Annotated in this window: 10 protein-coding genes; 1 reads left to right on the plus strand and 9 read right to left on the minus strand. The window is 45.8% G+C overall.

Translation table 11 applies throughout. The features are described 5' to 3' along the window. Nucleotides 1–60: 60 nt before the first annotated feature. The 9 genes from pgl to AC07NA_RS14045 form a co-directional block, all read right to left on the minus strand. Entirely contained in the window at nt 61–786 is a 726-nt protein-coding gene (pgl, locus tag AC07NA_RS14005) for a 6-phosphogluconolactonase (RefSeq protein ID WP_494898173.1), read from the minus strand. Between the two features lie 3 nt (nt 787–789). Next, nucleotides 790–2,310 (minus strand): glucose-6-phosphate dehydrogenase, encoded by a 1,521-nt coding sequence (gene zwf / locus AC07NA_RS14010; RefSeq protein WP_494898174.1) that lies wholly within the window; start codon nt 2,308–2,310, stop codon nt 790–792. Nucleotides 2,311–2,349: 39 nt separating this feature from the next. Next, the gene (gene gnd / locus AC07NA_RS14015) at nt 2,350–3,759 is read right to left on the minus strand and encodes an NADP-dependent phosphogluconate dehydrogenase (protein WP_345211137.1); all 1,410 of its coding nucleotides are present in this window, start codon (nt 3,757–3,759) and stop codon (nt 2,350–2,352) included. Between the two features lie 10 nt (nt 3,760–3,769). Beyond that, nucleotides 3,770–4,429, minus strand: a complete 660-nt coding sequence (locus AC07NA_RS14020; RefSeq protein ID WP_494898175.1) for an HAD family hydrolase — start codon at nt 4,427–4,429, stop codon at nt 3,770–3,772. Continuing rightward, a complete protein-coding gene (tal, locus tag AC07NA_RS14025) occupies nt 4,429–5,556 on the minus strand; it encodes a transaldolase (RefSeq protein WP_494898177.1) in 1,128 nt (375 codons plus the stop codon). The genes AC07NA_RS14020 and tal overlap by 1 nt, the downstream gene beginning before the upstream one ends. Nucleotides 5,557–5,567: 11 nt before the next feature. After that, nucleotides 5,568–6,017: an RpiB/LacA/LacB family sugar-phosphate isomerase gene (locus AC07NA_RS14030; RefSeq protein WP_494898178.1), complete on the minus strand. Its 450-nt coding sequence runs from the start codon at nt 6,015–6,017 to the stop codon at nt 5,568–5,570. A gap of 4 nt (nt 6,018–6,021) precedes the next feature. Next, nucleotides 6,022–8,031, minus strand: a complete 2,010-nt coding sequence (gene tkt, locus AC07NA_RS14035; RefSeq protein ID WP_494898179.1) for a transketolase — start codon at nt 8,029–8,031, stop codon at nt 6,022–6,024. 541 nt (nt 8,032–8,572) lie between these two features. Then, complete coding sequence (locus AC07NA_RS14040; protein ID WP_494898180.1) at nt 8,573–9,886, minus strand: MFS transporter; 1,314 nt, start codon at nt 9,884–9,886, stop codon at nt 8,573–8,575. A gap of 250 nt (nt 9,887–10,136) precedes the next feature. Then, a complete protein-coding gene (locus AC07NA_RS14045; protein ID WP_494898181.1) occupies nt 10,137–10,946 on the minus strand; it encodes an SDR family oxidoreductase in 810 nt (269 codons plus the stop codon). 400 nt (nt 10,947–11,346) lie between these two features. Between AC07NA_RS14045 and AC07NA_RS14050 the strand changes: the two genes are divergently transcribed. After that, on the plus strand, nt 11,347–13,170 hold the full coding sequence (locus AC07NA_RS14050) for a DNA topoisomerase 3 (protein ID WP_494898182.1): 1,824 nt from the start codon (nt 11,347–11,349) through the stop codon (nt 13,168–13,170). Nucleotides 13,171–13,218 lie beyond the last annotated feature (48 nt).

Genomic DNA, 13,218 nt, shown 5'->3' on the forward strand with positions numbered 1-13,218 from the left:
AGGAAAACTTTCGCTTTCCTGCTTTTCATATTTTGGCCGGATTGATTCCGGTACCTGGTTTTATTTGTTTGATAATTTAGCAGCGGCGGCTTCGTCAACTAACCATATCGCTTCGCCAACAGCAGGCTGTATCAGTTGCGACGGATACTTTTCAAAGTTACGCTCACCTTCCAATACCTCGTATAAGGCCGGGGCTTTGCCGGCACCAAAAAGCACAAATACGATCTTCTTTGCCTGGTTGATCAGCGGAGCCGTCAGGGTGATACGCACCATGCTTTGTTCGGTAAGGTAATAGGTGGTTACCCATTTATCCTTTTCGTACAATACAGGTTTGCCCGGGAACAATGAAGCCGTGTGCCCGTCATCGCCCATACCCAACAAGATCAAGTCAAACGATGCCGACGGACCTAAGATCCTCCTCAATAATTGCTCATAATACTGGGCGAATTTTTCAGGGTCTTCCACATCTGCCCACATCGGGTGGATCTGCGTTTTCGGGATCGGCACATGATCAAGCAGCGTTTCAGCAGCCATACGGGCATTGCTGCGCTCGTCATCAAGCTGTACCCAGCGTTCGTCGCCCCAAAATATATATACCTTTTCCCAGTCTACCTGTTCTTTATAAGGCGAAGCAGCCAGCAAGGCATATAACTCAGCGGGTGAACTGCCACCTGTTAAGGCCACAGTAAAACTGTCTTTTTCCTGTATAGCCGCTTTAGCGGCCTTTACAAAAATATCGGCAGCCGCAACGCTTATCTCGTGCTTATCTTTTAATATGCTTATCATAGCTTATTTATGAGGTTTATCCTTAGCGTGCGAATTAGCCGCCCATACATGTCCGCTGCGGGCTATTAAAGCCTCTGCATCTTCCGGCCCCCATGAACCTGCCGCGTAGTTAGGAAAATCTAACGATTCGCGCGATTCCCAAACAGTTTGGATAGGCGTAATTACATCCCATGCTTCTTCTACCTGGTCTGATCGCATAAACAACGTAGCGTCGCCACGCATGGCATCAAGCAACAGTGTTTCGTAAGCTTCAGGGGTTTGGGTTGAGCAGGTATCGTAATCAAACACCATTTCGGCAGGATTCAATTCCATTTCCAAACCTGCCTTTTTAGCGATGAATCTCAACCTGATATCCATTTGCGGTTGAATGTTGATGGTTAAACGGTTAGCCATCAAATTATCGCCCGAACTGCCCTGGAAGGTAGTATGCGGCACCGGACGGAACTGTATCGTGATAGACGAAGTTTTCTCCTGCATCCTTTTACCTGTGCGCAGGTAAAAAGGTACGCCCTGCCATCTCCAGTTATCTAAATAAAATTTGATAGCAACAAACGTTTCCGTGTTCGATTTCGGGCTTACTTCAGGCTCCTCGCGGTAGCCGGGTACTTTTTTGCCCTGCAACCAGCCTTCGCGGTATTGGCCGCGTACGGCATATTTATGTACCTCATCGGTTTTAATACGGCGTACAGCTCGTAGCACGTCAACCTTACGGTTACGGATCTCCTCGGCGCTAAAGCTTACCGGGGCTTCCATGGCTATCATACAAAGTATTTGCAACAGGTGGTTCTGGATCATATCCTTCAACGCGCCCGAACCTTCGTAGTATCCGCCACGGTCTTCTACCCCTACCTGCTCGGCAACGGTAACCTGTACATAATCTATGTAGTTACGGTTCCAAAGCGGCTCAAACAAGGCATTCGCAAAGCGGAACGCCAGGATGTTCTGTACCGTTTCTTTACCCAAATAATGGTCGATACGGTAGATCTGCTGCTCCTGGAAGGTATTGGTAAGCAGGTTATTTAATGAAATAGCGGTTGCCTTATCATGACCGAAAGGTTTTTCGATAATGATACGGTCGATATCGGCATTGCTGGCTAAGCCTGCTTTGTTAATGTTAACAGTAACCGCCTCAATAAACCTTGGCGCTACCGACATGTAGAACAAGCGGTTACCGCGTACTTTCCACTCTTTATCAATAGCGTTTATTTTACCTGCAAGCCCTTCGTAAGATTTAGGGTCGTCGATATTGGAGGTAAAGTAACTAATTGATTGTTTGAATATCTCCCATTTATCGGCAACGGGTTTACCACTGCGCGAAAATTCGCCTAAACCCTCCTGCAGTCTTTCGCGGTACTGCTCGTCGTCAAGTTCGGTACGTCCCAAACCAATAATGGCAAATTTTTCGGGCATCCAACCATCTAAAAACAGGTTGTAAAATGCGGGGATTAATTTCCTTTTGGCCAGGTCGCCTGTGCCACCAAAAATAACAATTACGGTAGGCTCGGCTCTTTTACCTGTTTTCATGGTAATATATATTTAATTGTATCGGTAAATAGTTAAAACTTAGTTCCAGTTAGTATGGAAAACGCCCGGTTTGTCAATACGCTCGTAAGTGTGCGCGCCAAAGTAGTCGCGTTGTGCCTGTACGATATTGGTACCCAATTTAGCGCTGCGGTAAGCATCAAAGTAACCTAAAGCGGCCATAAATGCCGGTACAGGTACGCCTTTATCAATGGCTATTTTAATAGCAGTACGTGCGTTGCCTTGTGTGTTTACCAATGTTTGGCCAATTTCATCATCAAGCAAAATGTTCGGCAAGTCGGCATTGCGTGCGTACGCTTTGCGGAAATCCTCTAAACATACCGCCCTGATGATACAACCACCTCTCCAAATTTTAGCTACTTCCTCTAAGTTAAGGCCGTAGTTATATTCTTTAGATGCGATGGTTAACTGAGCTAAACCTTGCGCGTATATGTTAAGCACGGCGAAGTTGAAGGCATCTTTTACAATAGCAATTACTTCATCGTCGCTGCCAAAGCTTTCGGTTGATGGCTCATAAGTTAATTTTTCAGATGCTTTAACACGCTCTTCTTTGTATTTTGAAAGATCGCGCATGGTAACGGCGGCGTCAATAACCGGAATCGGCGCTTGCAGGTCCATCGCGTTTTGCGAAGTCCATTTACCGGTACCTTTTGAACGAGCCTGGTCTGATATCAGGTTAACCAACCTTTCGCCGGTTTCGTCATCAAACTTAGCCAGTACCTCGGCGGTAATTTCTACCAGGAACGATTGCAGTTCGCTTTTGTTCCAGGCCTCAAACGTTTGCTGTATTTTTTCGTCGCTGATGCCCAAACCTCTTTTTAGCAGGTCGTATACTTCAGAGATCAATTGCATAATACCGTATTCGATACCGTTATGCACCATTTTAACATAGTTACCGGCTGAACCGCTACCCAAATAAGTAACACATGGTTCGCCATTCACTTTAGCGGCAACGGCTTCAAATATAGGGCGCAATCTTTCGTAAGCACCTTTATCGCCACCCGGCATCATGCTCGGGCCGAAACGGGCTCCTTTTTCACCACCCGAAATACCCATACCGAAGAAGTGGATACCTTTTTCGGCCAGTTCGGTAAAACGACGGTCGGTATCAGGGAAATATGAGTTACCGCCATCAATAATAATATCGCCTTTTTCTAAGTAAGGCACCAGGCTTGCTATAGCGGCATCAACCGGTTTACCGGCAGGTACCAGCAGCATTAAAGCACGTGGTTTTCTTAATAATCCTATAAATTCTTCTGCTGAGGTTGTTGCTTTAACGTGCTGACCATCTTTAGCTTCTTTTTCTAAAGAGCCTGCTTTTTCGGCATCAAGGTCAAGACCGGCCACCGCGAAGTTATGATCCGCCATATTCAGGAGCAGGTTTCTGCCCATTACGCCAAGGCCTACAATGCCAAAATCATGATTTTCCATAATTTTTATTTTAATTGCTTAAAGAGTTTGTGTTTTCGGTTAAATTCTCTGTTTCGATGCCAAATGTAGCAAAAGCTTCGATTGTGTTGCTAATATCTGTATGATGGATGGTATTTATGCCCATTTTTTGTGCGGCCTGTATAAAAACGAGCCTGTCATCAACATAAATAGCTTCATCCGGATCAACCTGTGCCAAATCAATGGCCATGTTGTAAATATCCTTATCGGGCTTGCGTACATGGATATAGCACGACGAGGCAAATACATCAATAAAGCTGCGCAGGTTAAATTGCTTTACGCGGTACTCGTTAAGCTCGCGCCCCTCGTTGTTTACCGCTATAGTGCGCAGGTTATACTTATGCTTAATATCGCTGATCAGCTTTAACATATCCGGGTACGGCTGCGATTTCTCGGCCATAAAGGTTTTAAATTCCTCTTTACTGAACGAACGCGGCTCATAAAACACCAGCAGGTCAAGGTATTCATCCAATGTGGTTTTACCCGATTCATAAGCATCAAATATGATGCGGTGACGGCCGTTCATCTCCGCGAAATCGAGCGAGAAAATATTTGCCGCCTCTACCCTTGCCGCGGTATCCCAACCGTTAGTAAGCATTACGCCGCCAATATCTAAAAACAGCGCTTTTATTGTTTTGCCTCCGTTTAACATTATGCTATCAGTTCCTGGCGTTTTTGCGCCAATACATCCATCAAACTACCAAAAGGTTTAATAAACTTCTGGATACCTTCATCTTCCAGTTTTTGAGTTACGTCGGCAAGTTTAATGCCTACTACATCCTCTAACTGGTACAATACCCATTGCGCTTCTTCCAGGCCGCTCTCTAAACGAGATTCAGGCTGACCATGGTCGCGGTAAGCCTCAAGTGTATCTTTTGGTACCGTGTTTACCGTATCAGGGCCTATCAAAGCCTCAATATACATTACATCGGGGAAAGCCGGGTTTTTAGTACTGGTACTGGCCCAAAGCAAACGCTGCGGTTTAGCGCCCTTAGCCTCTAAAGCCTTAAAGCGTGCCGAATGGAACAGCTCTTTGTAAATATGATAAGCTACTTTAGCACTGGCTATAGCTACTTTACCTAACAATTTTTCACCTGCTACGGCTTTTTCTTTATCGTTTTTGATGGCGGCTTCCAGTAAAGGATCGACCATGCTATCAATACGGCTTAAAAAGAAACTGGCTACCGAAGCGATATTCTCTAATGATTCGCCATTGGCGGCACGTTTTTCCAAACCTTCAATGTAAGCTTCGGCAACGGCGCGGTACCTGTCTAAACCGAACAGCAGGGTTACGTTGATGTTGATACCTTCGCTGATGAGCTGGGTAATGGCCGGCAAACCTTCTTTAGTTCCCGGAATTTTGATCATCACGTTCTTACGGTCAAGCGTTTCCCATGATGAACGGGCTTCGGCGATAGAACCTTCGGTATCCTGCGCCAAATTAGGCGATACTTCAAGGCTTACATAACCATCTAAAGCGTCAGTATCCTGGTAAACACCTTTAAACTCGTCGGCCGCGCTTTGTACATCTTCAATGGCCAGTTTCAAAAAGATCTCTTCGGTAGTCAGGTCTGTTTTGGCCAATTCGTTAATAGTATCATTATAGTCACTGCTGCGGGCAATGGCTTCTTCAAAAATTGCCGGGTTTGAGGTTACACCGCGCAGGCCATCTTCATCGATCAGCTTTTTAAGCTCGCCCGATTGAATGAATGATCTTCTGATATAATCAAGCCAAATGCTTTGGCCATAATCCGGAATTTGTGCAAGAGGGTTTTTCATGTCTTTTCTTTTTAATATTTTTTTTCTAAGGCGATAACTTTATCTAAACGGCGTTGAAAACGTTCGCCGCCATCATAATTTGCTTTAAGGTAGGCTTGTATAATTTCCCACATCAGCATGGGGCCAATTACCCTGCCGCCAAGGCAAAGCAGGTTCATATCATCATGCTCCACCCCCTGGTGGGCCGAGTAGCTTTCTGTAATTAAAGCCGCCCTTACACCGGGTATTTTGTTGGCCGCAACGGATACGCCTACACCACTGCCGCAAACGGCAATGCCTTTTTGCACCTCGCCGCGGGCTATGGCTTCGCCAAGCGGAACAATAACATCGGGGTAATCATCGGCCGCGTCGTAAGCGAAAGCGCCGTAATCTACAACCTCAACACCGGCATCCTTAAGCAAACCTATCAGGGTTGCTTTTTGCTCGAAACCGGCGTGGTCTGCTGCAATACCTATTTTCATTTTATTATTTGTTTAGAAGTGCTTTCGCTTTGTTATACACATTTTCAACCGTGAAACCGAAGTGCTCTAAAACAGCCAGTCCTTCGCCCGATTCACCAAAGGTATCGATACCTATTACAGCGCCTTCGGCAGTAACGTATTTGTACCATGGCAGGGTAACACCGGCCTCAACAGCTAAACGTTTGTGCTGGCTTGGTGGCAATACCGAATCCTGGTAGGCTTTATCCTGCTGATTAAACAACTCGAACGATGGTAAGCTTACCACACGGGCATCAATACCGTCTTCGGCCAGTTTAGCCTGGGCATCCAGTATCAAATGCACTTCAGAACCGGTAGCGATCAGGATGATATCCGGAGCGCCTTTTGAATCGCTAAGGATGTAACCACCTTTTTCAACATTGCTGGCCGGTGCGTATTTTTCCTGGTCGATAACAGGTAATTTCTGACGCGATAAGATCAACGCAACAGGGCCTTTCAGTCTGCTCATGGCTATCTTCCAGGCAGCTACGGTTTCGTAAGCATCAGCCGGACGAAGAACCGTTAAATTAGGGAGCATACGTAATGATGATACATGCTCAACCGGCTGGTGGGTTGGGCCATCCTCGCCAAGCGCAACGCTATCGTGGGTGAATATATAAGTTACCGGCGCTTTGGTTAAGGCCGCAAGGCGGATAGAACCGCGCATATAATCGGAGAAGGTAAGGAAAGTACCGCCATAAACACGGGTACCGCCATAAGATGCCAAACCGTTAAGGATGGCGCCCATACCATGCTCGCGCACGCCAAACCAAATATTACGCAGATCGTAACGGCCGGGTTGGAAACTTTCGTCGCCTTTAGTAGGTGTACTGTTTGAACTGGCCAAATCGGCAGAACCACCAATTAACCACGGAATGCTGCTGCGTAAGGCCTCCAGTGCTTTACCTGATGCCTCGCGGGTAGCTAAGCTCTCGCCTACTTTAAAGGTTGGCAAAGCGGCATCCCAGCCTTCAGGTAATTTACCGTCGAAACTGGTAGCAAACTCCTGTGCTTCTTCGGCATAGGCTTTACGATATTCTTCAAAGCCTTCTTTCCAGGCTGATTGTAGTTCGGCACCTTTTTTACCCGGCTCTAAAAGGTATTCTTTTACTTCTGCAGGTATGTAGAAATTCTTTTCAGGATCGAAACCTAAAAACTCCTTGGTTTTCTTCAGGTTATCAACACCTAAAGCGCTACCGTGTACCTTGTTGGTGCCTTGTTGCGGGCTACCGTAACCGATAATGGTTTTTACTGATATAAGGGTTGGTCTTTCTGTTTCGGCCTGACCTTCTTTGATAGCTGCTTCGATAGCGGCAAGGTCGTTACCGTCTTCAACGGTTAGTGTTTGCCAGTCATAAGATTTGAAACGGGCTTGTACGTCTTCGGTAAAAGCCAAACTGGTAGGACCATCTAACGATATTTTGTTATCATCGTACAGGTAGATCAGTTTGCCTAATTTTAAGTGACCGGCCAGTGAAGCAGCTTCAGAAGCTACGCCTTCCATCAGGTCGCCGTCGCTTACAATGCTGTACGTATAATTGTCGATCAGTTTATGACCGTCGCGGTTATATTTAGTAGCTAAAAATGCCTCGGCAATAGCTATACCCACACCGTTACCAAAGCCCTGGCCCAACGGACCGGTGGTTACTTCGATACCCGGAGTTAAAGTAGACTCGGGATGACCCGGAGTTTTTGAACCTAATTGTCTGAATTTTTCAACCTCTGATAATGGCAGATCGTATCCGTATAAGTGCAGCAAGCTATATAATAACGCAGAACCATGGCCGGCCGATAATACGAAACGGTCGCGGTTTGGCCAGTGCGGCTCGGCAGGATTAAACCTTAAAAAGCGACTCCATAATACATAAGCCATTGGCGCAGCGCCAAGCGGTAAGCCCGGGTGGCCTGAATTTGCTTTTTGTACCATGTCTGTTGCCAGAAAACGGATGGTGTTAACGCTGAGTTCGTCGAGGGAGTTGAATGATTTTTCAGTCATGATGGTAAATGAATAGTTGATACTATTAAGTTAAACAATAGCAGGTATTATACTGTGTGATAATTAAATTTCTGATCTGTAATAACATTTTGTATTAAACTACAACTGTGCCATTTGCACAAACACTTGAAGGTCAACACAAAGTGCCATTTATCCGCCTAAACCAGTAACGATATATAGTAAAGTGATGAACTTAAAAACGATATTACGTTACTAAGTATCGCCCCGCTGATCATTAGGGGCAATAAGCGGCAAAACAACCGGTAAACATTAGCTTGTATTGGGTATTGTGATAGTTGTTTTTGTTTTCATATACAGAGTTAATAAATCATTTTTGAATTTGTTTGATGATTCACCACCTAAGTTACATGTTTACTTAAATATTATACTGCGAAGACATTGTGTTAACAATACACTTATTGTTTTCTAATGTTAGCGCTTCTTTTTCAAGTATAATAAAAAACCCGGCTGTTTGCTTAGCCGGGTTCAGTATCTTGCATATTTTCTTATTATTTCAGGAATAAAAACCTTGTAAATGTGGTCAGGCTACTTCCAGGTTTTGTTTCGTTTTTGATTGGAAAAGCCACAATACGATCAACAGAAAAAAGCCGATAATGAAAAAGCCATCGAGCACCAAGGCCGAATCGCGCATTTCGTGAGTAACGGCCTCAACATAACCGAAGGTGAACAAGCCTACCACAATTGATAGCTTTTCGGTTACATCATAAAAGCTGAAATACGAGGCCGTATCCGGGATGTTTTGCGGAATGAATTTGGAGAAGGTAGAACGAGAAAGCGATTGCACCCCGCCCATCACCAAACCCACTATCACGGCAGCAGCGTAAAATTGCTGGGCACTGCTAACAAAATATACCGAGCCACATATCAAACACCATATACCCACTATGGCCGATAACACTTTTACGTTACCATATTTGGCCGACATTTTAGCCGTAATGGTTGCCCCTATAATGGCCACCACCTGTATAATAAGGATAATACTGATCAGGCTATCTTCAGGCATTTTTAACTCTTTAGCACCAAAGTTGGCAGCCACCAGCAAAATAGTTTGCACCCCTACCGAATAAAAGAAGAACGCAGGGAGGAAACGCTTCAACAGGGGCAGCTCCTTAACCTGTCGCCAAACTTTGGCCAGCTCTTTAAAACCTCCGGTTAGTATATTATAGTTATGTGAACCTGTGTTAGGCACGCCTTTAGGCAACAGGTAAAAAGCGATCATGGAGAAACCTATCCACCATATACCTACTATTAAAAAGGATAAGCGCGCGGCTACATCATCAGTAATACCAAATGTTTGGGGCGATAATACGAACACGAAACATATTACCTGCACCACAATACTGCCTACAAAACCATAGATGAAACCTTTGGCACTTACGGCATCCTGCTGATCAACCGTGGCTATTTGCGGCAGGTACGAGTTGTAGAAAACAAAACCACCGCAATATCCTATCGATGCCAGGCCGAAACAGATCATACCCAGCTCGAAGTTATCCATAGTAAAATAAAACATAACCGCGCAGGCTAAACTACCCAGCCAGGTAAAGGCTTGCAGGTAACCTTTTTTATGGCCTTTATAATCGGCAATGGAAGTTAGTATAGGCAGCAGGAACACAATAATAAGGTACGATGCACCGAGTACATAGCTCGACAGCACCGTGTTTACATATTGCTTGCCAAAAAAGGTAACCATACCATTATAAGGCTTAGCCGCCGTAATGGCCACATAATACGCCGGGAATATGGTAGAGATGATCACCATGTTATAAGCCTGATTGGCCCAATCAAACATGGCCCAGGCCCAGATGGTCTTTTTGTTATTTTTTTCTTGCATAAAATCACATACTGATCAGAAACCGAAAGGTGAATGATGAACGGGAAATCGCTTTTAATTTTCACTCCCCTCTTGAGAGGGGGCGCGAGAGATGGAGCGTTGGCAGGGGTGTGTATATGAACATTTCTCTTCAAAATAACACACCCCTCCACCCCTCTCAAGAGGGGAATCGCACAATTCCGTTGCGCAATATTTTAAAAATCGCTTCCACTGGAATGATGAACACTCCCCTCTCTGTTATTGAACTTAATTATTTTATACCGTAATGGTCGTTCATCAGCTTAACAAACAAATTGCCGGGCAATATGGCTTTTAGCGTAGGTACAATGGTTTGCCCAATGGCACCCACCAGGTAACTATGTGCCGGGCTGCTTTTACCTACAATTTTAACGATCTGCGCGGCAAGTTTTTCGGGACTTGCGCCTATGCTTTCGTCTTTTTCCATACTGGCAACGGCGGCTTCAAATTCTTTTTTCAACTGCTCGTTTGGCAGGGTGAAAGGTAGTTTTTCGCGGCTGCCGGTAAAATCCGTTTTAAAATCGCCGGGGTTGATCACTGTTACCTTTATACCGGTATTTTGCAGTTCCATACGCAGGCTTTGCGAGTAACCCTCAATAGCGAATTTCGACGCGCTGTATAAACCCTGGTATGGCAAACCGAATAAACCTGCCAGCGAGCCTATGTTGATTACCAACCCGGCTTTCTTTTCTATCATGCCCGGCAGCACAGCGGTGCACACACGCACCACACCAAAAAAGTTCACTTCAAATTGTTTTTTGGCAGCATCAACCGGCATGGCGTAAAGCGGCCCTGTGATGCCGTTACCCGCATTGTTCACCAATACATCTATACGACCTTCGGCAGCATAAATTTTTGAAACCGCGGCCTGTACTGAAGCATCGTCGGTAACGTCCATTTCGAGTGGTTTAAACGACGCGTCTTTTATGCGGCTAAGGCTGCGGCTGGTGCCATAAACAGTATGCCCTTGCGCGGCAAGCGCGTTAGCTGTAGCAAGGCCCAAACCCGAAGAAGCCCCGGTAACTAAAATTATCTTTTTCATTTATATAATTGTATGACGTATTGGTTGTTAAAGGTACATCCGCCGGCAATAATAGTGATAATAACATTACCCGCGGACGGCTGCAAAGCTACCAATATTCAATATTAGTTGCATGTGTGATGTGGTACTAATATTGGGGATAATATTAATGGAAAACACTTTAATCAACTCACCCCGACTACGCTACGCTGGTCGACCCTCTCTGCTGCGCAAAGAGGATTGAAAAAGATAAAACCTTCTTTGCGCTTGCGCAGAGAAGGTGGTCGGGCTAAGCGAAGACCGGATGAGTAAGATTGATGTACCAGCCCTCCCAATTATCAACAACCATTGCAGCCCCACAATCAAATGCCTAATTTCGACCTCTGTTTTAACATTTACCACCCAGGAGTAAAGTCAGCGTATGAAAGTTATTATTGCCGAAAAACCATCTGTTGCCCGTGAGATAGCCAAAGTATTTGGCGCTACCACAAAAAAAGATGGCTATATGGAAGGCAAAGGTTATACGTTCACCTGGGCTTTCGGTCACCTCTTACAGTTGGCCCCGCCGCAGGAGTATGGCTTTTATGGCTGGAGCGTGCAAAACCTTCCTATGCTGCCGCAAAAGTTCAAGCTCTCCATTCGTAAGGTAAAAACTAAGGATGGCGTGGTCGACGATCCATCGGTAAAAAAACAACTGGATATTATTAAAGGACTGTTTGATGAAGCTACCGAAATTATTGTAGCAACGGATGCCGGGCGCGAGGGTGAACTCATCTTCAGGTATATTTATTACTACCTGAAATGTAAAAAGCCTTTCAAGCGCTTGTGGATCTCCTCGCAAACTGACGCGGCCATTAAGGATGGTTTCCGTAACCTTAAACCGGGTAGTGATTACGATACGCTGTTTTACTCGGCGCACTGCCGTTCACAGTCGGACTGGTTGGTGGGGATGAACGCCACCCAGGCATTGAGCCTTGCATCGGGTAACCGTGGGGTGCTGTCTTTAGGCAGGGTACAAACGCCAACGCTGGCCATGATTTGCGCCCGGTATCTGGAGAACAAGAACTTTGTTCCGCAGATCTACTTCCAGGTAGCTATTCAGGTAGATAAGGACGGGCAGGTTTTCCGGGCGATATCTACCGAAAACTTTAAAACCCGTGAAGACGCGCAAACTATATTAGATAAGGTAGAAGATGTACCTTCGGGCTTCCCTAACGGCGGCCATATATTAAGTGTGGAAGCCAAACCCCGCAAGGAACCGCCGCCACTATTGCACGACTTAAGCAGCCTGCAACAGGAAGCCAACAAACGCAAAGGCTTTACCGCCGACCAAACCCTCGGCCTGTTACAAAACCTGTACGAAGGTAAACTGGTAACCTATCCGCGTACGGGCAGCCGCTATATTGGCGACGATGTATTTGCCGGTGTGCCCGAGCTGATAACCAAATTTGAGAATCATCCCGATTTTGGCAAACAGGCTACTGCCCTATCCGGGGCCAAATTGAGCAAGCGCAGCGTGAATGCTAAAAAGGTGACCGATCACCACGCTATTTTACCTACCGGCGAAAAGTCTAACCACTTAACACCCGATCAGCAGGCGGTTTACGATATGGTTGCGGGCCGTATGCTGGAAGCTTTTCACCAGGATTGTATAAAGGAGATCACCAAGATAACGGTGCAAAGCGGTTCAAAATTTACCGCCAGCGGAACTGTGATCAATACCCCCGGCTGGCGCGCGGTTTTTAACGAGCCCGACGAGGAAAAAAAGGACGAGGAAAACGCTTCGCTGCCAAAAGTACAGCAGGGCGAAAACCTGCCTGTGCCGCAAAAGGCCATCCTCGAAAAGCAAACCAAACCCAAGCCTCTTTACAACGAAGCCAGTTTACTGAAAGCAATGGAAACCGCAGGCAAGGAAATTGACGACGAAGAGCTGCGCTATGCAATGAAAGATAGTGGCTTAGGCACCCCCGCCACCCGTGCCGCCATTATTGAGACCCTGATCAAACGTACTTACATCACCCGCGAGAAGAAAAACCTGGTGCCTACCAATACCGGATTGGCTGTTTACGAGGTGGTAAAACATCGCCAGATAGCACAGGCCGAACTTACCGGAACCTGGGAAAAACGCCTCGAAGAAATACGCGGAGGGGCATCAATAGAAGCGTTTTTGGGCGAAATAAAATCGTACACCAGAGAGATCACCGTTGAATTACTGAAGACCGGGATTGCCGCCGCGGTTAAGTAAAAAGATAATTTATTAATTATTTCAACTTTTTGTAAAACATTTATTCAC

It is taken from the genome of Mucilaginibacter sp. GW821-FHT07G05, from assembly GCF_059418565.1.

What these genes read in the sequence shown, in the direction of transcription:
- AC07NA_RS14045 (WP_494898181.1), bottom strand. Translation starts at nt 10,946, where the DNA reads ATGAAAAAGATAATTTTAGTTACCGGGGCTTCTTCGGGTTTGGGCCTT.
- tal (WP_494898177.1), bottom strand. Translation starts at nt 5,556, where the DNA reads ATGAAAAACCCTCTTGCACAAATTCCGGATTATGGCCAAAGCATTTGG.
- gnd (WP_345211137.1), bottom strand. Translation starts at nt 3,759, where the DNA reads ATGGAAAATCATGATTTTGGCATTGTAGGCCTTGGCGTAATGGGCAGA.
- AC07NA_RS14030 (WP_494898178.1), bottom strand. Translation starts at nt 6,017, where the DNA reads ATGAAAATAGGTATTGCAGCAGACCACGCCGGTTTCGAGCAAAAAGCA.
- AC07NA_RS14020 (WP_494898175.1), bottom strand. Translation starts at nt 4,429, where the DNA reads ATGTTAAACGGAGGCAAAACAATAAAAGCGCTGTTTTTAGATATTGGC.
- pgl (WP_494898173.1), bottom strand. Translation starts at nt 786, where the DNA reads ATGATAAGCATATTAAAAGATAAGCACGAGATAAGCGTTGCGGCTGCC.
- zwf (WP_494898174.1), bottom strand. Translation starts at nt 2,310, where the DNA reads ATGAAAACAGGTAAAAGAGCCGAGCCTACCGTAATTGTTATTTTTGGT.
- tkt (WP_494898179.1), bottom strand. Translation starts at nt 8,031, where the DNA reads ATGACTGAAAAATCATTCAACTCCCTCGACGAACTCAGCGTTAACACC.
- AC07NA_RS14040 (WP_494898180.1), bottom strand. Translation starts at nt 9,886, where the DNA reads ATGCAAGAAAAAAATAACAAAAAGACCATCTGGGCCTGGGCCATGTTT.
- AC07NA_RS14050 (WP_494898182.1), top strand. Translation starts at nt 11,347, where the DNA reads ATGAAAGTTATTATTGCCGAAAAACCATCTGTTGCCCGTGAGATAGCC.